At 45.8% G+C, this 26,477-nt stretch carries 17 protein-coding genes; 12 read left to right on the top strand and 5 right to left on the bottom strand.

The annotated features are described in order from the left end of the window. Positions 1–198 precede the first annotated feature (198 nt). From HHL16_RS09925 to HHL16_RS09905, 5 genes are all read left to right on the top strand, one after another. Positions 199–2,166 (top strand): T9SS type A sorting domain-containing protein, encoded by a 1,968-nt coding sequence (locus HHL16_RS09925; protein ID WP_169425056.1) that lies wholly within the window; start codon positions 199–201, stop codon positions 2,164–2,166. Between the two features lie 198 nt (positions 2,167–2,364). Further along, positions 2,365–5,559, top strand: coding sequence for a reprolysin-like metallopeptidase (locus HHL16_RS09920; RefSeq protein WP_240966083.1), 3,195 nt, complete (start codon positions 2,365–2,367; stop codon positions 5,557–5,559). A gap of 111 nt (positions 5,560–5,670) precedes the next feature. Then, the gene (locus tag HHL16_RS09915; protein ID WP_169425054.1) at positions 5,671–6,126 is read left to right on the top strand and encodes a MarR family transcriptional regulator; all 456 of its coding nucleotides are present in this window, start codon (positions 5,671–5,673) and stop codon (positions 6,124–6,126) included. A gap of 1 nt (position 6,127) precedes the next feature. After that, a complete protein-coding gene (gene arr, locus HHL16_RS09910; RefSeq protein WP_169425053.1) occupies positions 6,128–6,565 on the top strand; it encodes an NAD(+)--rifampin ADP-ribosyltransferase in 438 nt (145 codons plus the stop codon). 346 nt (positions 6,566–6,911) lie between these two features. Then, entirely contained in the window at positions 6,912–7,757 is an 846-nt protein-coding gene (locus tag HHL16_RS09905; RefSeq protein WP_169425052.1) for a fatty acid desaturase, read from the top strand. A gap of 74 nt (positions 7,758–7,831) precedes the next feature. Here the strand turns inward: HHL16_RS09905 and HHL16_RS25000 are convergent, their stop codons facing one another. After that, positions 7,832–11,830: a glycosyl hydrolase family 18 protein gene (locus tag HHL16_RS25000; protein ID WP_240966082.1), complete on the bottom strand. Its 3,999-nt coding sequence runs from the start codon at positions 11,828–11,830 to the stop codon at positions 7,832–7,834. Between the two features lie 396 nt (positions 11,831–12,226). Here HHL16_RS25000 and HHL16_RS09885 point away from each other — a divergent pair, with 396 nt between their 5' ends. Genes HHL16_RS09885 through HHL16_RS09875 form a run of 3 tightly spaced genes read left to right on the top strand, consistent with a single transcriptional unit; the run spans position 12,227 to position 14,473 of the window. Beyond that, positions 12,227–13,030: an SDR family oxidoreductase gene (locus tag HHL16_RS09885; RefSeq protein WP_169425051.1), complete on the top strand. Its 804-nt coding sequence runs from the start codon at positions 12,227–12,229 to the stop codon at positions 13,028–13,030. A gap of 25 nt (positions 13,031–13,055) precedes the next feature. Next, positions 13,056–13,913, top strand: a complete 858-nt coding sequence (locus HHL16_RS09880; protein ID WP_169425050.1) for an RNA polymerase sigma factor — start codon at positions 13,056–13,058, stop codon at positions 13,911–13,913. A 32-nt stretch (positions 13,914–13,945) separates the two neighbouring features. Then, a complete protein-coding gene (locus tag HHL16_RS09875; RefSeq protein WP_169425049.1) occupies positions 13,946–14,473 on the top strand; it encodes a DUF3237 domain-containing protein in 528 nt (175 codons plus the stop codon). A gap of 109 nt (positions 14,474–14,582) precedes the next feature. Here HHL16_RS09875 and HHL16_RS09870 read toward each other — a convergent pair whose 3' ends face one another. Next, complete coding sequence (locus HHL16_RS09870; protein ID WP_169425048.1) at positions 14,583–15,842, bottom strand: aminotransferase class V-fold PLP-dependent enzyme; 1,260 nt, start codon at positions 15,840–15,842, stop codon at positions 14,583–14,585. A gap of 183 nt (positions 15,843–16,025) precedes the next feature. On the opposite strand from HHL16_RS09870, the gene HHL16_RS09865 reads away from it, so the two are divergent. Next, positions 16,026–16,487 carry an Lrp/AsnC family transcriptional regulator gene (locus HHL16_RS09865; RefSeq protein WP_169425047.1) on the top strand — a complete coding sequence of 154 codons (462 nt, stop codon included), beginning with the start codon at positions 16,026–16,028 and terminating at the stop codon, positions 16,485–16,487. Here HHL16_RS09865 and HHL16_RS09860 read toward each other — a convergent pair whose 3' ends face one another. The 3 genes from HHL16_RS09860 to HHL16_RS09850 all read right to left on the bottom strand — a co-directional run bounded on the left by HHL16_RS09860 (position 16,488) and on the right by HHL16_RS09850 (position 22,072). After that, the gene (locus tag HHL16_RS09860; RefSeq protein ID WP_169425046.1) at positions 16,488–17,294 is read right to left on the bottom strand and encodes a glycoside hydrolase family 16 protein; all 807 of its coding nucleotides are present in this window, start codon (positions 17,292–17,294) and stop codon (positions 16,488–16,490) included. A gap of 90 nt (positions 17,295–17,384) precedes the next feature. After that, a complete protein-coding gene (locus tag HHL16_RS09855) occupies positions 17,385–18,932 on the bottom strand; it encodes a RagB/SusD family nutrient uptake outer membrane protein (RefSeq protein WP_169425045.1) in 1,548 nt (515 codons plus the stop codon). Between the two features lie 26 nt (positions 18,933–18,958). Next, positions 18,959–22,072 (bottom strand): TonB-dependent receptor, encoded by a 3,114-nt coding sequence (locus HHL16_RS09850; RefSeq protein ID WP_169425044.1) that lies wholly within the window; start codon positions 22,070–22,072, stop codon positions 18,959–18,961. A 170-nt stretch (positions 22,073–22,242) separates the two neighbouring features. On the opposite strand from HHL16_RS09850, the gene HHL16_RS09845 reads away from it, so the two are divergent. From HHL16_RS09845 to HHL16_RS09835, 3 genes are read left to right on the top strand one after another with little or no spacing between them, the layout of a single operon-like run. Then, positions 22,243–25,143 carry a triple tyrosine motif-containing protein gene (locus tag HHL16_RS09845; RefSeq protein WP_169425043.1) on the top strand — a complete coding sequence of 967 codons (2,901 nt, stop codon included), beginning with the start codon at positions 22,243–22,245 and terminating at the stop codon, positions 25,141–25,143. A gap of 12 nt (positions 25,144–25,155) precedes the next feature. Beyond that, complete coding sequence (locus tag HHL16_RS09840) at positions 25,156–25,698, top strand: NAD(P)H-dependent oxidoreductase (RefSeq protein ID WP_169425042.1); 543 nt, start codon at positions 25,156–25,158, stop codon at positions 25,696–25,698. Positions 25,699–25,756: 58 nt separating this feature from the next. Then, the gene (locus HHL16_RS09835; RefSeq protein ID WP_169425041.1) at positions 25,757–26,455 is read left to right on the top strand and encodes a DUF2461 domain-containing protein; all 699 of its coding nucleotides are present in this window, start codon (positions 25,757–25,759) and stop codon (positions 26,453–26,455) included. The last annotated feature ends 22 nt before the right edge of the window (positions 26,456–26,477 follow it).

The following is a 26,477-nucleotide window of genomic DNA, read 5'->3' as shown; positions in this document are numbered from 1 at the left end:
GCAATTAGATCTTTACTGACAATTGTCACATAATCAGTGATTATATCTCATACCTCCCTGTTACCAATCCCAGCAATACTTAATTGGCTATCAATAACATACACAACAACTTCAATTATAATCTCTCATCGGTTTCACTCCGCACCACATTTCTCACCGGCATGCTTTCTCTGACCACTCAGCTATTTTTGCCGGTATATGAAGTACCTGATCTTTCTTCCACTATTGCTTACCGTTACCCTCTGTAAAGCACAACCATCTTTCGATTGGGTAAAGAATATCGGCGGCCCCAATAACGATGCTGTAAGATCTGTTCAAAAAGATGCTGCCGGCAATACCTATATCAGTGGTTTGTTTCTGGAAACGGCAGACTTCGATCCGGGAACAGGAGAATACCTGATGACATCAGCTGGCGGATGGGACTCATATATCGTAAAACTGAATACTGCCGGAAACTTTGCCTGGGCAAAACAGATAGGGGGTATTTCTCACGAGATCGGTTTTACCATGTTGCTGGATCCATCAGGAAATATTTATCTGACCGGACAATTTATGAATACCACCGATTTCGATCCCGGACCCGGCGTATCTCAACTGACTTCTCTTGGCAACAGCGACATATTTCTTCTGAAGCTTGACAAAGACGGAAACTTTCAATGGGTAAAACATATTGGGGGTACAGGCGTAGATTATCCGGAGGACATTGCAATGGACGCATCCGGCAACCTGATTCTCACAGGAAGTTTTCAATCCACCGTAGACTTCGATCCCGGCCCTGGCATCGCCAATCAGGTGGCAGGCACCACAAACGCAAGTGCATATGTACTCAAACTGAATTCATCAGGCGAATACAGCTGGGTAATTTCAGTGCCGGCTACTGGCTTCGCTACTGCCCAGGCAGTTAGCCTCGATGCTGCAGGTAATATTTTTACCACAGGATATTTTAGTGGTACTGCAGACATGGCTCCCGGTCCGGTCGTAAACAATATTTCGGCAATGGGACTGATGGATCCATTTGTGATGAGAGTTGATGCTGCGGGTATTGTGCAATGGGTGAAGGTTCTATCTCTTCCCGGCCAGGATCTCAGCCAGACGATAGCCGTGGATGCAGCCGGTGATCTGTATTTCGGAGGATACTTCACCCTAACCGGTGATTTCGATCCCGGTCCCGGCACTTACAATCTACCGGGAAATGGCAACATGAACGGATTCGTTTGCAAGCTGGATGGTTCCGGCAATTTTCTCTGGGCTAGAAATTTCTCCAGTCCGGCTATCTGTTACGCAACTACGCTTGCTGTAGATGCCGACCGGAATGTATACATAGCCGGCGCACATCAGGATGCCATCGATTTAGACCCCGGCCCTGCATCGGTAATATTAAATTCTCATGGTCAGGAAGACGTGTTCATTGTAAAATTAACTCCCGCCGGAAATTTCGTTTGGGCGCAACAGGTATACGGCGCCACACGTGAAACCGTCTATAATATTACAGTTGCAGGCATCGACGATATTTATCTCACCGGTTACTACACTGGCACAACAGACTTTGATCCGGGCCCTGATGCACACACATTAACATCCCGTGGCATGGACGACGGATATTTGCTGCATCTCAAAAACCCCGCTGCTCTGCCATTGGTGCTGAAACAATTTCAGGCACTCAATAACAACACATCGGTATTGCTTCAATGGAATACAGAAAGAGAGGTGCAGGTCTCGCATTTTATTGCTGAACGAAGCACAGATAGAGAAAAATTCATGGCGATTGGAAGGGTAGAAGCAGTTAATCAGATACAGACCAACCGGTATTCGTACAGTGATGCATCGCCGCTTTCCGGTACAACATACTACCGCCTGAAGATGGTAGATAACGACAACAAAGTTACCTACAGCAAAATAGTGGCAGTAAGAAGAAATCAGCCATCAGCTAACCTCATCATATTTCCGAATCCTGTAAAAGATATGCTCTTTGCAGAAGCATACGGTAAAGAAACCACCATCGCAGCCATCATCGATATCAATGGACGAACATTGCAAACACAACCCGTTACACTGAATGGAAATACTTCTTTCACACTGAATGTTCAGCATCTCGCTCCCGGCAAATACACGCTGGTATTGAAAAGCAAAGGGAGCAAGCGCATTATGGCTTTTCTGAAACAGTAGGCAATCGCTGCGGTTTATACGAAAGACGGTTTCGAATTCCGAACGACTTCTTTAAATAAATCTTCATCAAAACATTAAGCTTTTTTTATGGTGGATTGAAGTGATACAAAATCGCAACAGCCTGAATTAATTTTATGCTGTTACCAATTCGGTATCACAAAACCTTCCCCACAAATGAGAAAAGTTATACTAATTGCTTTGGCAATATTTTGCCAAACGATCCTGCATGCGCAGGATTACTGGAGGCCACACACTGCGGCCGCCATCTCCATCGACAAAGCAGCAAAACGTTTTGCATCTCCAAATGACTTCAAATTGTTTGAGCTGAATTTCGCTCCTCTGAAAACACAGGCGTTCAAGGCAACAGGCAAGGGCGCTCAGAAAACAATCATCTCCTTACCAAATGCAGACGGACAAATTGAACAGTTCGAAGTTGTGGAAGCGTCCAACTTCGAACCTGCATTGCAGGCGAAATTCCCTGATATCAGATCATTTTCAGGTAAAGGCATTAGCGACAAATATGCTACGCTGAAACTGAGCATCTCTCCTCAGGGAATTCAAACAGTTGTGTTCCGTACTGAAAAGGAAAATGAGTTCATCGAACCTTATTCTGCAGATCACAAAGTGTATGCAGTATTCAGAAAGCAGGCGCTTCAAACAGCTTCATGGAAATGTTTTACTCCGGATCAAAAACTGCAAAACAGCATCACCAGTCAGGTGAACAGCAGTTTTGCAGCTGCTCCGGGCGGCCTCAAAACATTGAGACTGGCACAATCAGTTACAGCCGAGTATTCCAATTACTTCGGAGCAACCAATCCATCGCAGGTAGCATTGGTTCTGGCAGCAGTGAATGCAACACTCACCCGTTGCAATGGTGTATTTGAAAGGGATTTATCGTTGCATCTCAACCTTATTGCATCTACTACAGATGTTTTTTATTATGATGCTGCGACAGATCCTTATTCCGCGGCAGGCGCAGGCGCATCAGGTTTATGGAACGATGAATTGCAATACACGCTGAGTCAGGAAATAGGTGCCGCCAATTACGATATCGGTCATCTTTTCGGAGCAAGCGGCGGTGGCGGAAACGCAGGCTGCATCGGCTGTGTATGCGACGACAATTCAAAAGGGAAAGGCTTCACTTCTCCGGCGGACAATATTCCGCAGGGAGATAATTTCGACATCGATTATGTGGCGCACGAGATGGGTCATCAGCTTGGAGCAAATCACACTTTTTCCTATCGCAATGAACAATTGGGCACCAGTGTAGAACCCGGCTCAGGCATTACCATCATGGGATATGCAGGCATTACCGGAATGGATCTTGCCCCGCATTCCATTTCATATTTTCATGCCATCAGCATTCAACAGATTCACAATAATCTTTCGAAAAAAAGTTGTCCGGTTGTTATACCCATTGCGTCGAACAATGGAGCGCCGGTAGCCAATTCCGGTGGCAACTTTACTATTCCGGTCAGCACTCCGTTTGTGTTGAAAGGTTCGGGGCTCGACCCCAATGCCGGAGATCAGCTCACCTATAGCTGGGAGCAGATCGACAATGCATCGCCCAATGAATATTGGTCGTTCAGTGTTGCAAAGCCCGACAAACAATCAGGCTCCAACTTCATATCCAATCCACCAACAGCATCACCTGTACGATACTTTCCGAAAATGGCCACCATCCTCAAAGGAGATACTGTCTCAGGTCCTTTGCCCGGAGGCAGTGAGCCCGCCAATACCGAAGCGCTCAGCAGCGTTGGCCGCATCCTGAAATTTCGGTTAACAGTGCGAGACAATGCGCCTTACAGTTCTGCAACACCAGTGTCTGTTGGGCAGACGAATTTTGCAGATGCAACGGTAACGGTATTGCGAACAGGCGAACCATTCAGACTTGTTTTTCCCAATGGTGGCGACACATGGAAATCCACTCAGGGACTTCAACTCACGTGGAAAGTTGGCAATACGGTAGCCATGCCAATCGGTGTAAATAACGTAAAAGTTTCTTTCTCGTCAGACGGAGGCGAAACCTATAATACAATGATTGAAAGCACGCCCAATGATGGTACCGAATCGATAAGATTACCCAACATTTCCACCACCAGAGCGAGAATAAAGATCGAAGCCATCGGAAATATCTTTTTCGACATCTCCGATAAAGATTTCACTATAGAAAGTGTACCATGTCTTCCTCTGGAACCCGGGGACCCTGTTGTTACACTTACTTCACCTACCTCCGCAAACGTAGCATGGAAGCCCACTCCAGGTGCGATATCATACGATGTGGATTTTGTACGTGGACTATATGGCGGCAACTGGCTCCCTGTTGCTGCTGGCATAACTGCTACATCCATCAACCTCTCTGACCTTACCGGCGATACTGCCTTCGCAGTAAGAGTGAGGGCCAATTGTGCAGCAGCAAGTAGCAGTTATGTGGTTAAAGGATTCAAGATCAACAAACCTCCCACTACTTTTTGCGGAGGGCCAAACAGCATTAAACTTTCAAACGTCACCACATCAGGTGCAACAATCAGCTGGACTGCACCAGGCTTTGCAACCAACTACGATTTCGATTACAAACTCAACACTTCAGCAACCTGGATCAGTGCAGCCGCCGGAACCAGCTCAACAACCATAAGTTTTACAGGTTTACCTTCCGGTACTTTGTATGATTACAGAGTAAGAACAAATTGTGCAGGTTCCTTAAATGGTAGCAGCGCATATATTACCGGACAGTTCACAACACTTGTTCCCCCCTGCGAAACGCCATTCGATGTACCAACCAACGGAACAATAAGCGGTGCAGCTACCATTGCGGTTAATACAACAATCAAAGGATTCATCAGTGAGCGGGGCGATATCGATCACTACAAGTTTGTAACCACAGGAGGCAATATTCTGATCCTCCTCAATATTATGACCAGCGATCTCGATGTGAAACTGCTTAACAGCGAAGGTGCAGTAGTAGCTGTTGCAGACTCAAGCGGCACCAACGTAGAGTTGCTTCGTGCGACCCTTACTCCCGGAACCTATTATGTGCAGGTATATGGTTTCAATGGAGGCAGCAGCCCGTCGCTGTGTTATTCGTTGAGGGTAAACCAAAGCACTCCGCCCGCATCGTTGGAAAGCATTACTGCAGATGCATACCGTGCTGATGAGCAAAAGGCGATCATCTATCCCAACCCAACCAAAAACATCGTTAACATCAATTTTATAAATTTCACAGGAAAATCCGACCTGAGTTTGTTCGATGTAAATGGAAGGGTAGTGCTGAGCCGTGAGATACACAGCAGCAGTACATCAATCGATATTGCAGCATTCCCTACGGGAGTGTATGTATTGAAGATAAAGAATGGGGGTAAAGAAGTAGTGATCAGAAAAATTGTAAAGGAATAGCGCTGCAGAGTTATCTCAGAGAAAAGCCAGTACCTCAGGGTGCTGGCTTTTCTCGTTATTTTTCAAATTAAATATTTATCTTTGACACTAAGATAATTACCCGATAAGCTAATGAAACAGGATCTTGTTTTACAGATAAGGAAGCTAAGTCAGCTTCATGCTTACAATTCAATCCAGTTGCACGAAACCGTTGCCAGAAAGGCGGGGTTTTCAGGGACTGATCATAAGTATCTGGGCTTTTTTCTGCAAAAGGGTAAGTTAACTGCAGGGGAGTTGTCAGTGCTTACCGGATTGACCACAGGCGCAGTAACCGGCCTGATAGACAGGTTTGAGAAGAAAAAACTCGTTAAAAGGCAGCCCGACAAAAACGACAGACGCAAAGTTTATATCGTTCCTGATACTGAAAAGATCACAGCATTGGTGAAACCTTACTACGAAGCGTTTCAGCATCAAACAGATAAGCTGATCGCTACTTTTACCATTGAAGAAATAAAAGTACTGGAAGCTTATTTCAGAAAAGCGATCGCATTGATCAGTGAAACAACCAAAAATATCAACAACCTTTAATATGGATCAAAACAAACAGCTGGCACAGGAAATATCCGGCGACCTATACAATCAGACATTCTATCATGGAACCAAGGCTGCACTGCAGATTGGCGACCTGATTGAAGTGGGATTCAAATCCAATTACGGACAAAACAAGAAAGCTGCATTCATCTATCTTTCCGCCACACTGGAAGCAGCCATTTGGGGAGCAGAACTTGCGCTTGGACAGGGCCCGGAAAGGATCTACATCGTGGAACCGACCGGTCCCATTGAAGACGACCCCAACCTGACAGATAAAAAGTTTCCAGGCAATCCTACAAAGTCTTATCGTTCACAGCATCCGTTCAGGATAACAGGAGAAGTGAAGGAGTGGAAGGGGCATTCACCCGATCAGCTCAAAACCATGAAAGACCATATCGAAAAACTCAGGCAGCAGGGCATCGAGGCGATAGAATAACAATAATGCTCCCGTGTGATGCATGTTGCCTTCCACCTGCTTCTTCTCCACGCAGGATCTATATGATTGGCTCTGATATCTGCTTCTGACAATGGCATAATGAGAGGCTGAATGTAAAAAAGGAATATCAGGTGTTACAGAAGATCATTACACGGTAACCTGTTACAATCTCCAAAATAATAAACTACGAATAACAAAACATTTCCATGTTTTCTGTAAATTGCTTTCAATTCCTGATCGATAGCACTCCTCCTCATTTTAGCAATAAACTAATTCTCCCCTGAACTATTCTGGTATTCTCTGAAGTAGCAACCGGCTTGCTAAAGCCTCCATTAAATTGTCAATTATGCATACTTCAGCATTCTCAAAAGAATGGCTTAAGCCAAACTCATTTTATTCATTACTCGGCATTGTTCGTAACTGGCTATTCATTGCATTGATCATCTGGATCAATGTACAGTATTGGTCTATCTGGCTCTATATTCCATCCCTCTGGATTATCGGAGGCTTTCAATTTACACTGGGGGAGTGTATGCTGCATAATGCTTCTCACTACACCTTGTTCTCCAGAAAATCCTGGCACTATCATCTTGAATTCCTATACAGCCTGCCATTTTTTACTTCGGTTACTTTGTACAGAAGAGAACATCTCAAACATCACAGCCATTTGGGAAAACCGGGGAAAGACAAGCTCATTACCGATTACGAGCAATTTGGATTTTCAAAGCCCGGCAGCAATTACTTCTGGCTTTGGTTCATAAAACCTGTAACAGGATATGCCGGCTATTTCTATTTGAGCAAGGTTACGCTGAAGCCCTGGAAATCTTCAGGACTAAAAATTGTGCTGTTCTGGGCGGTGATCCTCACCAGCTTTTACCTGCTGCATATGCTGCATATTGTTTTACTGTTTTGGATTGTACCAATGATATGGTGTCATTACAGCTATCTCTACTGGTCTGAAGTATCTGATCACTTCAATACGGAAACAGGCACGCGGAGCAATCTGAATCCTGTTATAAATTGGTTCACGCATAACAATGGCTACCACTATCTCCATCATAAATATCCTACGATCCCCTGGTTTAAACTTCCTGCATTTCATAAACAGATGGCTGAAAAGACGAGTGATGTTTCTTACGGCTTCATCGATACTTACAAACAGATTAAGCTGAGACGAGTAGACTATCAATAAAATGCCCCCGGAAGAGTATGTTCCGGAGGCATGGTATAGAAGCATCACGTTTATGCTTCATTGAGCAGAAGTATTTATTTTCCTGCGATTACAAATCGTTTGGTGATAGTTTTTCCATTGCTGATGGCTATCAGCACATATGTTCCTGGTGCGAGATGCGCCACATTGATACGGTTGTTGGTTGGTTTCACTGCCAGCAGCTGTCTTCCCGAAAGATCCAGAATCCTTATCAGGCTTCCTTTCCAGCTTTCAGCCGTCTGCAGTTGCAATTCCTGATGAACCGGATTGGGATAGATACTGAACTTATCCGCATCGCTGGTTGCGTTAGTTTTGAGATCCTGCGCGGAACTGGTTGATGCAGCTGCAGAACAGGATGCTATTGTTTTCCACCACCATTCATTGTTTCCAGGAGTTACATTGTACAGATTGTCCGACTGGCTTTCGTACAACACGTTATTATAAACCACCCGATCGCCTTTCTTGTATATTTTCGGATAAAGCTGGTAAGCAGGTATGCCGGTACAGTTGCCTCCGCCTGTTCCGTTCACAACAATGTTCACCACAGTCGAAGTAGTGGAAGTGTTGGAGTTGTCTGTGGCTTTGGCTGTGATGGAGTAGCTTCCTGCGGCCACATTGCTCCATGTATAAGCATACGGACTTACAGAGTCTGTGCTCAGCAGAGTAGTTCCATTATAGAATTCCACTTTCTTTACGGTGCCATCAGCATCTGCTGCTGTTGCCTGAATATTTACTGAAGCCGGCGCAGTAAATACAGCATTGTTGGCAGGAGATGTAATGCTCACTGTTGGTGGCTGAGGACCTGTTCCTGAACAATCGCGTACATAGGTCCAGGGTTTGCTGTCGCCGGAGTTGAGATCCGGCTGATCACCCTGCGTCCACCATTTTGCCTGATACAATTTATTGTTGTACACCACCTGATTTCCGCCGGTGTACACCTGAGTGGCGCTCCATGTTGGAATACCGGTACAGTTGCCTCCCGGAGTGTTTACTACAATTGCCACTATTGCTGAAACGGTGGATGCATTCAGGTTATCAGTAGCTTTTGCCGTGAGATTGTAATTGCCGGCGGCTACATTATTCCATGTATAACTGTATGGCAGAACCGAATCTGTGGCTATCAGGGTCGATCCGTTGTAGAACTCCACTTTTTTGATCGATCCATCCGAATCGGTTGCTGTTACATCGATGATAATATTGGCCGGGGCTGTAAAGCTGGCGTTATTGACAGGAGATGTAATGCGCACTGATGGCGGATTATTGCCCGTTGTTCCGAAGAAGTAATCGTGGTAGTTTGTGGCAAATTCGTTGTTATTGGTTTTGTCCCAGTTCAAAGACCAGGTCATGATACCACGAAGACCCGGATACCCTGAAGGTTTTTTCAGAATATACTGTCCACCGAATGATATGCCTTTGGTGAGGTAATCGAGTGCCTGCTTCACTGCAGGAGGCGCAAGATAACCTCCCGATGGCGCCGCAGCCGGAACAGCAGGCAATCCAAATGCCACCTGATCTTCACGAAGCGCAGGGAAGCTCATGCCTGTGCCTGCAACAGGAAATCCAAACAACAGCATATCCGTCATGGAAGTGATGAAATCGGGAGTTGCCTGTGAGTACACTTTGTTATCCATTCCCATTACAGAACCGGTATTGTAGTATTGAGGATGGATGAAGGTGAGCAGATCACGCAATCCATATATCAACGGAAGATAGGCGCCCACTAATGGTGAGTAGTTAGATCCGTAGGCTGTTTGCACATAGTAAGTTTCCGGCGCCATAGTGAGCCAGCATCGTTTACCCAGCCCTTTCCTGTAGTTGATGATCTCTCTTACAGCCGAGATCAGGTTCACTACTTTGGGAGTAGTTGGATTGGTAAAATTATTATCTCCGTTATCCAGTTGCAAAGATGTACCACCTTCGATGTCTATATCGAATCCATCAAAATTGTATTGATCCAGTATGGCTTTCATCGATGTAATGAATGCCTGTTTTTTGGTAGCATCATTTAACACCAGCGTACCATTTTGTCCTCCAAGAGACAGCAGCACTTTCCTTCCCTGAGATTGCAGCAACTGTATGTCTGCAATAAATTCAGCAGGAGTTGCATTTTCAGGAGTGAAGCTGATAGTTGCATAGTCAGAAGCGCTTACGCCAAACGCAACCTGCACTACATTGAAATATGGGTTCACATCGCGCAAGCGTACATATGGCGGGGTTTCGCTGGTAGTGCCCCAGTTGTGCCAGTAGCCAACAATCACTTTTCCGGTATCGGTGGTGCCGCCGGATGTATTCACCGTAATAGCTACGGCAGTGCTGGTGGTTGTAGCACTGGCATTGTCAGTGGCTTTCGCTGTGATGGAATAATTTCCCGCAGGCACATTGCTCCATGTATATTGATATGGACTGGTTGAATCTGTACCCAGCAAATTTGTTCCGTTATAGAATTCAACTTTCTTCACAGTACCATCTGCATCGCTGGCAGTGGCTTCGATATTTACAATTGCAGGCGCAATGTAAGTAGTGCCGGCAGTGGGTGATGTGAGATTCACTACAGGAGGCACATTGCCTGGGGTTCCGCTGGCGAAGACAGCATTGATCTTATTCACCAAAGGTGAGATGGTATTGGGGCAATAGATCAGTTTGCCTTTGGGCACTGTGCTGGTGGTCATGTTGATCATATCGCCATATACCTGCCATACGATAATGCCGGCAAGACTGTTGTCTTTGATGTATTGTGCTTTTTCTCCAATGGAACGTTCATTGTCGTAGCTGAGGAAAAAGTTGCCTTTGGTTTTGTACGGTACTTTGGCTACGTCATCCCAATAGTCGGTCCAGCCGGAACCGGCTCCTGTGGTTTTCTGTATCACGGCATAGTTGGGTGTGCCGTCCCAGAGATCTTTCGTCCAGTTGGTATAATCGGCACAGGTTTGAATAGGGCCATCCGGCTGAACGGTTTCTGCACGTTTTACAGTGGCACCATTCAGTGCGGCAGCGCCGCTGGTGATTACGCCGCGTCCGTAGAAAGGTGCGCCGATATTCACTTTGCTCATGTTAACGCCAAGCTGACGCAAACCCTGCACAAGTGCATTCACGGAGAAGTTCGGGTATTCGGCACCGGGATAATCGTAGAGTGGGGCATTGTGTCCGGCTTTGTTCGACCATCCTCCATTGAAATCGTAGGTCATCATATTGTAGTAGTTCATGGAGTTGTTGAGCCGGGGCCAGTCGAATCCCTGCAGTTTGGTGGAAGATGCGGAGAATGCCGCAGTGATGAGTTTGGTAGTGCCGATCGCTGCACGAACAGCTTCTACCAGTACGGCAAAATTGGTGTAATCCACTGTGCCGTAATGCTCGATATTCATACCGGGATCATTGGGATATTCCCAGTCGAAATCGATGCCATCAAAACCCATGGCCATCAGTTTCTGACATTCGCTTACAAATTTTGCGCGCTTGGTGGCATCGGCAGCCACTTCCGGAAAGTGTTTGCACATGCTCCATCCACCCACAGAGGCCATTACTTTCACACCTTTCTGATGTGCCAGTTCGATGAGCCCCGGCGCTCCGCCTTCTTTGTGAATAGACAGCGGGAAAGAGCCCGTTTCATTGGTGTTGATGTTTTTCCATCCTGCACCTTCATTTCTGTATCCCTGCCGATAGGCGTAGCTTCCGTCGGAGATGTTATACAGAATATCCAGTTCGCCCTGCAGCAGAAAAAGATCCCAGCTGCTGTAGATGTCTGTATTCAGCAATGCTGCGGGGTTTTGAACAGCGCCCACCTGGTAGATATTCTTATTGCGGAAATCACCGCTGTGCAAAGAGCCATCTCTTGCAACACCGAAGAAAGAGAAATTGAGGATGGTGTACTGAGAGTAATCTACGTTGAGCTGATTGTAACCTCCTTTGGGAACGAGGCCGGCTACATCTTTCCAGGCATCCCATTGTGTGATGTATCCGATCACCTGCTTGCTGTGGTTGGCAGTAGTGGCGGGAACAGGCGGACTCACCTGTGCAGGCAATGATCCGGCGAAGAGCAAAACAAAAAAAACAAGCATCGTTAATGGCAGGCGACATGGCCTGCCCCGAAGGCAAATTGTAGATAAGGTTTGCATAAAAAAGTGTTTGGTTATTGGTTGAAAAGAAGGAGCAATGATGAAATTATCATGATAGCCTCCCTTACGTTGGTGTCGGAACACGCATTGCCTGTAATTATTATTTCGGGTGTTTTTTTGAGGATGTGGATACTAAGTTTTCAGCAGCAAAACCCTATTTGATTATCATGCAGGTAAGGCTGCAATTCAGTTCTGTGGCGGGCCGCAGGGGAGCTGTGGCGGCCCGCTTTTCTCAGCACCACGACGCATTTTCCGGCGGTGATTCCAAGGCTTCAAAATATTTTTCCGGAAACTCATCCATTTTGGATCGCTCATTCGTCCAAACTTAAAATCACCCAAATGGAAAGCTTAAAAAACAAAGTAGCAGTAGTGTTTGCAGCATCGGGAGAGATTGCAGGAGCAGTTGCCCGGTCCTTTGCTGAACACGGTGCCAAAGTGTATGTAACCGGCCGAAACCTCGCTTCAGTTCAGCAGCTTGCTGAAGAAATCATTGCCGCTGGCGGACAATCAGAAGCTGCCCAGGTAGATGCATTGAACGAAACAGAGATCGAAGCCTTTCTGCAAAAAGTTGTGAGCGAAAACGGTAAACTGAACATTGTATTCAACGGCATCGGAAGTTATTACAGAGATGCAGGGAGCGGCATACCTTCAACCGTAGTTAGTTTCGGGCAATTTCTCAATCCTTTGCAAAGGATCTTAGGCTCGCAGTTTCTTACATCAAGAATTGCCGCAAAACTTATGATCGAATCGAAGTCCGAAGGCACCCTCTTACTGTTCAATGCCTCGATGGCTAAAACCAAAACACCCAATATGGCCGGTTTTGCATCCGCCTGTGCGGGCATAGAAGCGTTAACGCGTGTGCTGGCGGCTGAATTCGGCAAACAAGGCATCAAGGCTATTTGTCTCTGCTCCGGCGCCATTTACGAATCGTTCAAGATCACTGAAATGATCCATGATTTTTCTGAGCAGCTTGGTATTTCAAGAGAAGTGATGACGGCACATTACAAACAGTTCGACATACTGAGCACGGAACCCACTCTGAAGAAAGTAGCAGAGACAGCTGCTTTTCTGGTTTCTGAAAATGGCGTATTATTCAACAGCCATATCGTAGACATCGATTGCGGAAAGTATAATGTATTGTAATTTTCCACAGGAATAAACAAACTACATGAACAAAGAAGAACTGCTCAGGCGCGCATTGGCCGGAGATATCCATTCATTCCAAACTTTATTTGCAGAATTTCAGAATCAATTGAGATCGTATCTCTATCGTCTGCTCACAGACAGGAATGATGTGCACGATATTACACACGATACTTTCATCAGGGCATTCGATAAGATCTCCACTTTCAATCAGGATTCTTCCCTCAAGACCTGGGTATTCAGAATAGCTACCAATCTGGCTTACGATCACCTGAGAAAAGTAAAAAGATGGCCTGTAGATGCGCAGGATCAGGGTGCGATGCTGGCTATCAGTACCGAAGAGATCGGGCAGGCATTCCGCATAGTGAATCAAACCTCCCATGCAGGAGCCTACGAAATGAAGGAGCATATCGACTGGTGCTTCACCTGCATTTCAAAAACGCTGCCCATCGAAAATCAGGTAACACTGATCCTGAAAGATGTGTACGACTTCCCCGTAAAAGAGATTTGTCTCATCCTCGATAAAACAGAAGGAACTGTAAAAAATCTCCTTACATATGCGCGCAATACCATGACCGGTATTTTCGACAACAGGTGTGCACTTGTAAATAAAAACGGCCCCTGCGATCAATGCAGTCAGTTGAACGGCATCTTCAATCCCAAACAAGATCAGCAGGAGCAACGCATGAAACTGGAGCTGGTAAAGGGTTCTACAAAATTCAACAGAGAAGAGCTCTTTAAAATCAGAACCACACTGGTGAATGCCATCGATCCGCTGCACAGTGCAGGAACCGATCTGCACGACATTCTTTTCAGGTGCACCAAGACTGCTATCGGTGAAGTCAGCAGTTTTTTTGATGCGCCTCCTCTGAAGGCAGACTAAACAAATTCTTATTCAATTAAAAACAATGCAGGATGAAAAATTTTATCCGGGTAATAGCTGTTTGCCTGTTATTGCTGAATCAGCAAGTATCAGCACAGGAACTAAAATCAGAATTTTTATTTGATCTGGATCTGGACGTTGCACCTCCACAGTTCATAGGGTCGGCATCGAATGGTACCAGGCTCATTTTTCCGTACAAAGGCGGCCTTGTGAAGGGCGATAAGATCACCGGAAAAATTCTCGCGGGTGGGGGAGACTGGGGACTGGTACTCGATTCCAACACATTCAAACCCGATGCACGCGCTACCATCGAAACAGCCGATGGAGCTCAGATACTCGTTACCTATACTGGGTACAACTATGCCAGTGTAAAGAACGTAGCCACAATAACAGCCGGCAAAGGCGGCGAGCTTTCCCCTAATGATTATTATTTCCGCACAAGTGTATCATTTGAAACCAGCGCTCCCAAATACGCCTGGCTCAATCATACGATCGGAGTAGGAGTAGGGCGATTCATAGCAGCCGGTAAGGTATCCTATCGCATCTATGCCATTCGGTAAATGCATTTGCGGCACGAAATAAATACTGCCACTGCAGGTGAAAAACCAAACAAGGCAGCATACAGCTGCCTTGTTTTTTGAACAGATAAACTAATCATTACTGTACTTGTCACTGCTTGCTTGTCACCGCTTGCTTGCTATTGCTATAGAGTCTTGCATTAATTCGTCTCAGGTTACTGGAAAATATATCGATCTCTTCGATTGTATTGTAATAATTCGGAGAAGCCCTCACGGCCCATTCAACACCTTTCTCATCAAAATCAATTACTCCAAACGCTCTGTAGCTGGGCACTACATTTATCTTATGTTTCAACAGTTCACTCACAATCGATTTTGCATCCGACCCCTGCATATGGAAAGTTACTACGCCTCCCACTTCTGGTCCTTTATCGAGCACCCGCACTCCGTTTATCGTTGCCAGTTGATTGCGCATGTATCCCGATAAATATTTCACCTGCTCCCATATACGTTGCTCTCCGATTGCCAGACAATATTCAATGGCTGCAGCAGTGCCCACAACTGTTGAATAAGCAAATTCCCAATCTTCGAACCGCAAAGCGGTAGGCTGTTGCCGGTACTCATCTTTATTGGTCCATTCAGCGCCACGCATATCTATGAACATCGGCTCCAGTCCGGCCTGCAATGCTCTGTCTGAAATATATAATGCTCCGGTACCTCTGGGGCCTCTCAGGAATTTCCGGCAGGTGATGCTGAGGAAATCACAATGGAGAGCTGCAACATCCAGCTTCATTTGTCCTGCAGACTGACAGGCATCCAGAATGTACCAGGTTTTACCCTCATGTTGTTGCGTATATGCTTTATAGATCTTTGCAATTTCCTCTACAGGCTGCACCAGTCCTGAATTTGTGGGGATATGCGTAATGGCCAGTAACCGGGGCTGGTAGCGCTTCAGTTTCTCTTCGAGATCGTTCAGATCCACGCCTCCGATAGCTGCATTTTTGATCCTCACTAATTTAACACCGAGTCTTTTCTGGAGTGATAAGAATTGAATCTGATTGGAAACGAAATCATCACAATCGGTAAGGATGATATCGCCCGAAACAAATGGAATGGAGGACAATGCTCTGGTGTAAGCATCTGTGGCGCTGGCAGTGAAAGCAATATTGCCAGGTTTGCAGTTGAATAATTTCGCACACACTACATAAAAGTTCTGAATCTCAGCAGCTCTCAAAGCAGAAGCCTCATATCCACCGATTTCTGCTTCGAGTTTTATGTGATCGAGCTGTGCTTTGGTCACTATATCAGGCATAAGGCCGGCACCTGCATTATTCAAATGAATTACATTATAACAACCAGAAGTATCATTTCTGAAACCGAGTACTTCTTCGTTGGTGAATAGATTGCTCATTATGTTCAATTATTGGTTACTGATAATTTTTCTATTGATCGGCAGCATGCTTCCGGCATTCACTTCAAACATTTTAGGTGAATGTTTACAACACAAAATTATTAGCGCACAAGCGAACAGATTTCCCGATAATTGAATACTGGTGGGAGATTTTACTAAATTTGGTAAGAAAACGAAAAAATCATGCAAGAGCTCGACGACTACGATAAAATGCTGCTTCGCCTGCTTCAGCAGAACAACAGACTTACGTTTGAAGAATTGAGTGCACAGGTAAATCTGAGTGTAAGCGCCATTCAGCGCAGGATCACCAAACTCAGAAGTACCGATATCATTGAAGCGGATGTATCGATCATTTCTCCGAAAGCTGCAGGTATCGGCACTGCCTGTGTGGTGGATGTAGTGCTTCATGAAGGCAGTTCCAAAGCCATCGATAAATTCAAAGCTGCCATGCAGCAATGCACAGAAGTGGCCCAGTGTTATTATGTAACGGGCACATACGATTTTGTGTTAATTGTGAATACACGCGATATGGCGCATTTTGAAGCGTTCTCCAAAAAGTACCTGATGGATAATCCTAATCTGAAACATTTTTATACGCACGTGGTGATGGACAAAGTGAAAGTCACTTATGGCGTAGCACTATAGCTAATTCTTTTCCCTATAAACGCGTATGTAATCTATCTGCATCGTAACCGGAAAAACAGCTGTATCGAGTCCCTGTCTTCCTTCAAATTTACCTCCGACAGAAATATTGGTGATCAGGTGAAAGGGATGATCATACGGCCACTCTGCGGATGTTTTATGCTCATTAGGAAAGCGGTAACGCAGAACGCCATCCAGAAAGTAATCGATCGATTCCGCTGTCCATTCGATGCCGTAGGTATGAAAATCTGCAGGCGCATCATCTACAAAAGTTCTTGCACCTTTTTGCGTTCCTTTGATATGATTGTATGCACCGGTATGGATGGTTTGGTAAATGCTGTCTGCATTCCAGGGAACATATTCCATGATATCTATTTCGCCTGAAGATGGCCACCCGCCATACTTTCCTTCGGTAGGCATCATCCAGATGGCCGAGCAGATACCTTTTCCTCTGGCAACTTTTGCTCTTACTTCAATCTTGCCATATTTCCATTCGCCCTTGTTTTTCGTAAGCAGTCTGGCTGAAGTATAAGACGTATCACTGCCCGATATATGCCGGTTGGCGATTACGTGCAGGTAACCGTTTTTTACATTGGCTGTTGCAGAGTCGTTCGCAGTGTAATTCTGCAATTCGTTATTGCCCCAGCCTGACCGGCCGGTTGCATAGCTCCATTTTCTCGCATCAGGCAAACCCGTATAGTTGAACTCTTCCCTCCAAACCATTTTCCATTTTTTTGCTTTTGAAGCTTGCGCAGTTGCCAGCCCACAATAAACGATGGTTGCGATGAAGCACAGTAATAGTCTTTTCATTATTGACAAATAGTTTGAAAGGAAAGGAGGCATAATGCGTATTATGCTCCTTTCTGTTATGAGTTAATTGCAGCTATCTGTTGAGGATGCTTATTTCAGGTTCGAGTTTCTGTCTTCCTGCGCCTGTGGTATCGGCAGGAACTCACTTTTACCTTTTATGAAGCCGGTTAATTGAGTGGCAGCCCGATCGGTTCTTACCATATCGTTGAATCTTTCACCCCACCATTCGCAGGCAAATTCTGCATGACGCTCATCGAGCAACTGATCTAAGTTTACATTGGTGATGGGGTTTAATTTAATGCGCTTGCGAACGAGGTTAAATGGTTCATCGCCGTTTTGTCCTTTTCGGATTTTGGCTTCTGCATTCATCAGCAATACTTCCGAATATCGAAATACACGAATGTTGTTGTTGGCTCCATAATCGTTTCTGCCACTCGTCATTTGTGATTTGGGGAAGTATGCTTTTCCATTGAAATACTTTTTCCTTGCGCCATTGCCAGAAACGGTATCGCCATCGGGCGTTAACTTGTAAGTATTGGGATCACCATTGATTCCACAATACTGAATGGTTGTTTTTAAGCGGATAGAATCTTTACGATCGGTCAAAAAATCTACTACCTTCTGCGTGGGAACCAACCAGCCCGGGCCGTTGATGGGTGCGCCGTATTTGTTATCCGGTCCCTGGAACAGGTAGAGGTTAGACCATGCACCCCAGTTGAATCCTGATGTTACAATATCTCCCGATCCCGCTCCGAAATCGGAATACATGAACTCCAGTATGCTTTCGTCGCAGAGCTTGCCGGGTTTCTTGAACAACTGATAGAAATCCTCAAACAAACTGAATTTGTTGCTGCTGATGATCTGATTGGTGCAATCGAGTACCACATCCCACATGGGGCTTGCGTTATCGTTGCCGGCCATATCCATTGCTGCTTTGGCTTTCAGCATCAGGGCTGTGTATTTTGTAACACCACCTTTATGATATGCCTGATTGGGTCTTGCATCTTCGAGGTTGGCGATGCAGAAATCCATTTCACTCATCACATATTTTCTTACATCGTTGAGGCTGCTTTTGTGTACGGTATCCAGATAGGCAGGCGCCAGACTTCCTTTACCTGCGAGTATGGGAACATCTCCAAAATACCTGCTGAGCCAGTAATGCCCAAGTCCGGCCCAGAAGCGGCATTCAGCCTTATATCTTTCAAGCAGTTTGGTATTATCATTATCACCCGAAGGTATGTTCTTACCGAACTCATCGAGTTCGGCGAGTGCGCCATTGCTGGCGATGATCACTCCGTAGTAATTGCTCCAGAAATCGTTGATAGCCCAAAAACTTTTTATCGCCGGACCATACTGAAACTGATTGATGAGATCAACTTCAGGGTAAGATGTGTAGGGGATAATATCATCGCTCTGCGAGGTTCTGAGAAATGTATGCACCCACGAAGCATATCCACCTCTGGTGGCAACGCTGTAAGCGCCTGCCACCGGCTGATACATCAAACTGAGATTTGTATAATCGATATTCGATTTCGTCTGATTTTCAAGAGGGCGGTCCAGAAATTTTGAACAACCCACGGCGGCAAAGATCAGCGCCAGTATTATGATGGAAGAAGTTATCTGCTTTTGCTTTCTCATTGCAAATGATTTTTGATCATTAATAATTAGAATGTAGCCCTTACACCTAAACTGTAAGTGGCCGAAACAGGATACACATTGGCATCGTATCCATTGTTCACAGCCACGGCCCGTTTGTCTCCTATATTATTTGAACCGGAAGAAATCTCAGGAGTGAAACCACTGTATCCTGTGAAAATAAATGGCCTGTCGGCTGTAGCAAATACGCGCAATCCGATAGGCGATTTTTTGTTTACGGAGAAACTATAACCGAGCTGTATATTCTGCACACGCAGGTACGAACCGCTTTCTACGAAGAATGAGTTGCTTGGCCGGTTCCATGCCTGAGAGAAAGCAAATGCTGAAGGATAGGAGTTGGTAGAACCCGCGCCCGTCCAGAGATTGTCGGCCAGTTCTGCATCGATGTTGATGGATGATTGTGCTTTTACAAATCGTCCGCGGTTCAGGTTGAGAATTTTGCTTCCTGAAACGCCCTGCACAGCGATGCTGAAATCGAAGTTGCTGTACTGTAATGCCAGATTGAATCCGTAGGTAACTTTTGGCAGATTGCTGCCCATATTGATGCGGTCGCCTTCATCGAGTATGCCATTGCCGTTCTGGTCTTTGAACTTCAGAAAACCGGGCTGCACTTTGGCTGCATCGGAAGTGAGGTTTTTGTTGTAAGCTACTGCCATAGGGTCTTTCGCCACTTCATCAGCAGTCTGATAAACGCCGATCATCTCCAATCCATAGAAATAATTGATGGGTTGTCCTACTTTGATGCGGCTGGGAAATTCAGCCATCCATTCAGGATATCCTCCCATGATGTTATCGAGCGAGTTGCCGATATTGGTCACGTTATTTTTGAGTGTGGAGATATTAGCGCCGATCTGATAACTGAGTTTTCCGATCTTATCGTTCCAGCTGAGTGCAATATCGAAGCCGCTGTTTTCCATATCGGCCCAGTTGCCGTATACATCAGGAACGCCGAATGCAAAGGGTCTGCTGAGCGCCGCTCCTTTTGTAGTACGATGATAATAATCCACCGATCCTTTCAATCTACGGCTCAGCATTTCAAAATCGATACCGCCATCCCATTCGGTCACTACTTCCCATGATACGTTAGAGAAAAATCTGTTCACCGTATATCCGGGTTCGTATTGGCCATTGGCTCCGCTGGTGCTGCCGAATATGGAGGAGTTGCCTAAACCTCCGGTGGCAATGGCATAACCTGCATTGGCCAGAACGGCGTCATTTCCCAGCTTGCCCCAGCTTCCTCTCAGTTTCAGGAAATCGAATATTTTCTGATTGTCCATAAAATGCTCTCTGCTTACAACCCAGCCCAGACCTACCGATGGGAAGTACCCCCATTTGGTTTGGTATTTGGAACTGCCGTCTGCACGCCAGGTGGCAGTAAGCAGGTATTTGTTATCGTAGTCGTAGGTACCTCTGGTGAAGAATGATAATCCGGCACCGCGGAATCCATCTTCATCATAATAATTGGCGGAGGTTGTTCCTTGTCTCGTGTACCAGAATTCTTCTTCAGGAGGTACACCATCTGCTTCTACCTTGGTATAACGCCAACGTTCTTCTCTGGCTGATTGTCCAACCAATACGCTCCAGTGATGCGCGCCTTTACTGTCTTTGTAGTTAAGCAGGTTATCGAGAATATAGTTTGTATTGCGATCCTGCGCAGATACGAGATGTGATTGCAGATTGGTGGGCGCTGTACCCGGACCTAAAAACCTCCGCGGAGAATAATTAGTGGCAAGGCCTGATGAATACAGCTGGCTTATCTGCGTGTGGAAAGTGAGTTTGTTCATCCAGAAGCTGGCTTCTGCATAGGCCGATGGCAATATTTGAAATTGCTTGTAGCGGTTGTTATTGTAGTAGGCGGTTGCAACAGGGTTTCCATCGTCTTTTTTACCGATTATTTCACCTGTCGCAAATTTTACGGGGAATGCATTTACGTTCTTGGGATCATACACCGGAAACAGGGGAGAAGCCATGTATGCACCCAGTAATGCATTGTTGTTAGGAATGTAGGTAATGGAATTGTTGTACAAAGATGTTAAGCCAACTTTCAACCAGGGCAGCACTTTGGCTTCCATCTGAAAGCGCACATTGTACCTCCGGTAATCGTTTTTGAATTCCATGATCCCATTCTGATAAGTGTAGTTTCCACCTACAGTGTAAGAGACTTTATCGCCACCACCCTGAATGTCTATGGAATGATTTGTGATCAATGCCTTATCGCGCAGGAGCTCTTTGTACCAGTCGGTGCTGGTGGTGGGATTCAATCCGCTTCCTCCATATCTGCTGACGGAAGATTTCACGGTGTTGCTGTCCTGCGTTGTTTTCCATTGCAACGCATAATTGGCGGACTGTTGCCCGTTGGCCATCTTCAATATGTTGGTGGGCATCTGAAAACCGGTGTACCCGTTATACGTGATACGGGTTTTCATATTCAACCGTCCTTTTTTGGTGGTGATCAGTACAACGCCGTTGGCGGCACGAACACCATAAATAGCCGCGCCCGATGCGTCTTTCAGCACCGACATCTCGGCAATATCATTCGTGTTGAGGAAGCTGATATCATTCACAAACATTCCGTCAACAACATACAATGGGTTGGAGTTGCTGAAAGATCCTACGCCGCGTATGCGAACATTCGGCGAGCTGCCCGGCGCGCCATTGCTCACCACCTGTACGCCGGCTACACTTCCCTGAAGTGCGTCCATGGGGGTGGCGGTGGTTCGCTTGAGCATATCATCTGTATTCACCGAAGTAACGGGAGCGGTGAGATCGCCTTTCCGTTGTGTTCCGTATCCGATCACCACTACTTCATTCAAATTGGCAGTAGCATCGGCCAGCTGAACTACCAGTGGTTGAGCGGTTATGGCAACGGTCTGATCGGCATATCCAACTCCGGAAATAACCAGTGAGGCAGCGTCTGCGGGTACAGTTAAAGTGAAAGTGCCGTCGGTGGAAGTGGTGGTGCCGATGGAAGTGCCTTTCACCTGAACGGATGCTCCGGCTACTGGCAGCCCTTTGGCATCGGTGACCTTTCCTTTGACGGTCTTGTTTTGCGCCCACAGGGTCAGGTGCAGGCAGGCGAGGAAAATGATCAGAAGCAAACTCCTGGGGAATTCTTTTCTCATATGACAATAGTTAATGGTTCAGCAAAAGTGTGTGTGCTATTAGCAATGGTCGATATCAAAAATAACCCAAGTGGCAGTGCATTCATAAGAAAAGCACTACATCATTACTACATCTGAATTTTGTACTGTTATTGATTTTCAGTAGATTTAGACTACTGCATTTCTACATCATGACTAGCTTGAAACCTTACCTGCTTATATTGGCTGTATTTGGGTTGGCTGCTTCCCCATGCTTTTCCCAAAACACCATTGCATTTCCCTTAATCACAAATTATTCCAAGGCTGAATTCAGAGGAGGGGGCCTCACCTGGGACATGGCGCAGGATAGCCGTGGCATTATGTACTTCGCCAATAACGAGGGGTTGATCACTTTTGATGGCGCCCACTGGAGAACCTATCCATTGCCCAACAAGACGATCATCCGTTCGCTTCATATCGATGCCAACGACAAGATCTATGTAGGTGGACAGGGGGAAATCGGATTTTTCGCACCCTCCCGGAACGGAACACTTGCATATACCTCTTTACTGGACAGGGTGCCTGATAAATTCAAAAGCTTCGACGATATATGGAATATCGTACAGCAGGGAGAGTCGGTTTTCTTCAGAAATCACGATAAAATATTCGAGTTCCGCAACAACAGGATCCAGCTGCACCTGCCTTTTTCAAACTGGGCATTTCTCGGAGAAGCAGGTGGACAGGCATTTGCGCAGGATGCTACCAATGGCCTGATGCACTACAGCGACAACAAATGGCTTCCGGCCACCGCCAACAATCAATTAGCGGGCGCCACCATTACCGGCATTCTGCCCATGGGCACCGATAGTTTTTTCATCTCCACCAAAAACCAACACTGCTTCATATTATCGAAAGGCATACTCACCCATTACAATCTCCCATTTGTGATGGAGAATATCAATTCGGTGGCAAAGATCGACAGTTCAACCATTGCCATCGGAAGTGCAAGTGATGGCTGTCTCTCATTCAGCTTCAGCAAAGGATTGATACAAAACATTTCGCACGCAGACGGATTGCAGAACAACAACGTGAACTGCGTTTTCGTGGATCGCGAAAAAAATATCTGGGCGGGCGTAAACAATTGTATCAGTTTTGTTCCCTACAATTCTCCGGTAAAGTTTATTCAGCCGGATCTGCGGAGCGAGCTCATCGGCTATTCATCCCGCATATACAATGGAAGATTGTACATAGGTACATCAGCTGGTGTTTATTCAACAACCCTGAGCAATGGTTCCGGTAAAGACATCAGTTTTTACAGAAAGGATATGCACTATATCAAAAACAGCGGCAATGCGGAAACCTGGCATCTCGACGAAGTAAACCAGCAACTGCTCGCATCGCAAACTGCCGGAACTGCCGTGATCCAAAATGAGGATTGTTTACCGCTCACAGAGAAATCCGGTCCGGGCTCATGGTTGTCGGTTCCGCTCAGTTCTGTGTATCCTGCGCAGGATGTGCTCACAGGCACTTTCACTGGATTGCGCATGCTGCATTTTGCAGAAAACAAATTCACGGGAGGTGCGCCATTGGAGGGCATACATGATTCTTACCGCTATCTGGTGATCGATAACAACGACGATATATGGGCATCACATCCATACCGGGGCGTATACAGAATTCGGCTTTCGCCGGACCTGAAACATTTCACCGCACAACTGCTTACAGACAAAGACGGACTTCCTTCAGCACTGCGGAACCATGTTTTCAAAATAAAGAACAGAGCTGTTTTTGCTACCGAAAAAGGCATGTATGAGTTTGATGCCACCACCAATAAATTCATACGCTCCGGGTTGCTGTGGCCGTTGTTCGATACGCTGGAGATGCGCTATCTGAATGAAGATGCCAAAGGAAATATCTGGTTCTGCAGTGGCAAGAAACTGGGAGTGGCGGGCATCCGGCAAACTAAAACAGGGGAGATGTATCATATCACTTACTTCCCTGAGTTAACCGGAAGAATTTTGTCGGGCTTCGAAAATGTATATCCGTACAATGATGAGAATATCTTTATCAGCTCCGAAACGGGCATCATTCATCTCAATTACAAAAAATATGTTTCTGATCGCATCAAACTGAGTGTGCTGCTGAATAATGTAACGGCTTTCAGAGGCAACGAAAATGAACTGATCTATGGAGGGTATAATTTCGCCGCTGACAACAAGACATTCGCTTTGCCTTCGGAGTATGATGCTTTTCATTTCGAATTCAGTTCCCCTGTATTCGGCTCCCAGAGCACTATTCAGTATCGTTACCAGTTAGCAGGATACGATACCGGATGGTCTGCGTGGTCCACTAAAAAAGAGAAAGACTATACCAATCTCAATCACGGAACTTATACATTCAGGGTGCAGGCGAAAGACAACCTCGGCAATGAATCGGAGATCGATGCCTGGAGTTTTGCCATCGATGCCCCCTGGTACAAAACATGGTGGGCAAAGACACTCTATCTGCTCTCCGCCCTTTTTGCCGTGTACCTGCTGTACAGATGGCAAAGGAAAATGATGCACCGGCAACAGCAGAAACACGAAGCAGAGCGGAAAAGACTGCAATATATTTTCCAGCTCGAACGCGAAAAAAATGAAAAGGAAATTCTGGCACTGCAAAACGAAAAACTGGTAAACGAAGTTTTACTGAAGAAGAAAGAACTGGCCAATACAAGCATGCAACTGGCCGAGAATGCAGATGCACTGGCGAAGATCAGAAAACAGGTGAACCGGTTCTCCGGCGACAATCTAACCGACATTAAGAAATTAGCCACATTATTGAAAGATGCAGAAAACAACAATGCTTATTGGGAGCAGTTTGCATCCCACTTCGATGAGATCAACGACGGCTTTCTGAAAGCGCTGAAGAACAAATATCCGGAGCTCTCTGCCAACGATCTGAAAATGTGTTCTTATCTGCGGCTCAATCTGTCGTCGAAGGAAATAGCGCAGTTGCTGAATATTTCGATCAGAGGTGTGGAGATAAGCCGGTACCGGCTTCGCAAGAAGCTGCAGCTGCAAACAGAACAGTCTCTGAACGATTTTCTAACGCATATTGTAACTTCTGAGTAATTTCAGGCGACCATGAGTAACAAAAAACAGGTATTAGCTATCATCGGAAGTGCAAGTGCCAATTCATCCAATGAAAGATTGATGGAGCATGTTGCCAATTTGCTGAAGCCGTCGATACACACCACTATTTTCAACAGCCTCAAATCGCTGCCGCATTTCGATCCAGAGTTATCCATTGGCAATCCACCTCAGCAGATCATTGAATTCAGAGAACAGATAGAAAAGGCAGACGCCGTGATCATCTGTACACCCGAATATGTTTTCAGTATTCCCAGCGGGCTTAAAAACGCCATCGAGTGGTGCATTGCCACAACAGTATTCTCAGACAAACCCTGTGGATTGATCACCGCATCCGCCGATGGACGCAAAGGCCATGAAGAACTTCAACTTATCCTGCAAACAGCCATGGCCAGCTTTACGCCAGCTACCACCTTGCTGATCCAGGGAGTGAAGGGAAAAATAAACAGCCAGGGCGAGATCACTCACGAAGCAACCCTCGATGCACTGGCAGATTTTTCAAAAGCATTTGCTTCGCTTATCAATCAGACAAACTGATAAAACGTATCTGTACATTTGCACCGGCTTTTGCTGATAACAGACCAGCCAATTTATTATGAAGAAACAGTCAATTGAACAACCTCGTATTCCTCTTTCTGCTTTTAAGTTTTTAGAGACGCTGAAAAAGAATAACAACAGAGAGTGGTTCCAGTTGCATAAAACATCCTTTCAACACGAACAAGATGCCGTTGCCGTATTTGCAGAAGGCATGTTACAGTTGCTTCTGCAACACGATCAGATAGAAACATTGTCCGGCAAACAAAGCCTGCATCGAATTTACAGAGATACAAGATTTTCGCAGAACAAAACGCCTTACAAAACCAATTGGAGCGGCGGTTTCAGACGTGCTACAAAGTATCGCCGCGGTGGATATTATTTTCATTTTGAACCAGGCGGCAGTTTTATTGCCGGCGGATTCTGGGGACCAGTTCCGGCAGACCTTAAACTGATCAGGGAGGATATTGCTTTCGACGACCGGCCATTGAGAAAGATCATCAACAGTAAATCTTTCAAGTCCTCTTTTGGGGAGTTGAAAGGAGAACAACTGAAATCTGCGCCAAAAGGATTTGATGTTGCTCATGAGGCAATAGACCTGTTACGCTATAAGCAATTTCTGCTGATACGACCGTTTACAGATGAAGAAGTTTTAAGGGCCGGTTTTCTGAAAGAAGTTGATCAGACATACAAACATATGCGACCTTTTTTCGATTATATGAGTGAAGTATTAAGTACCGATTCCAATGGCACATTGTAATTCATGAAGAAATTATGAGATG

Origin of the sequence: Pseudoflavitalea sp. G-6-1-2, assembly GCF_012927185.1 — a bacterium.
GTDB lineage: Bacteria > Bacteroidota > Bacteroidia > Chitinophagales > Chitinophagaceae > Pseudobacter.
Note: the sequence above shows the minus strand (reverse complement) of the source record. Positions and strands in the feature narration are given on the sequence as shown.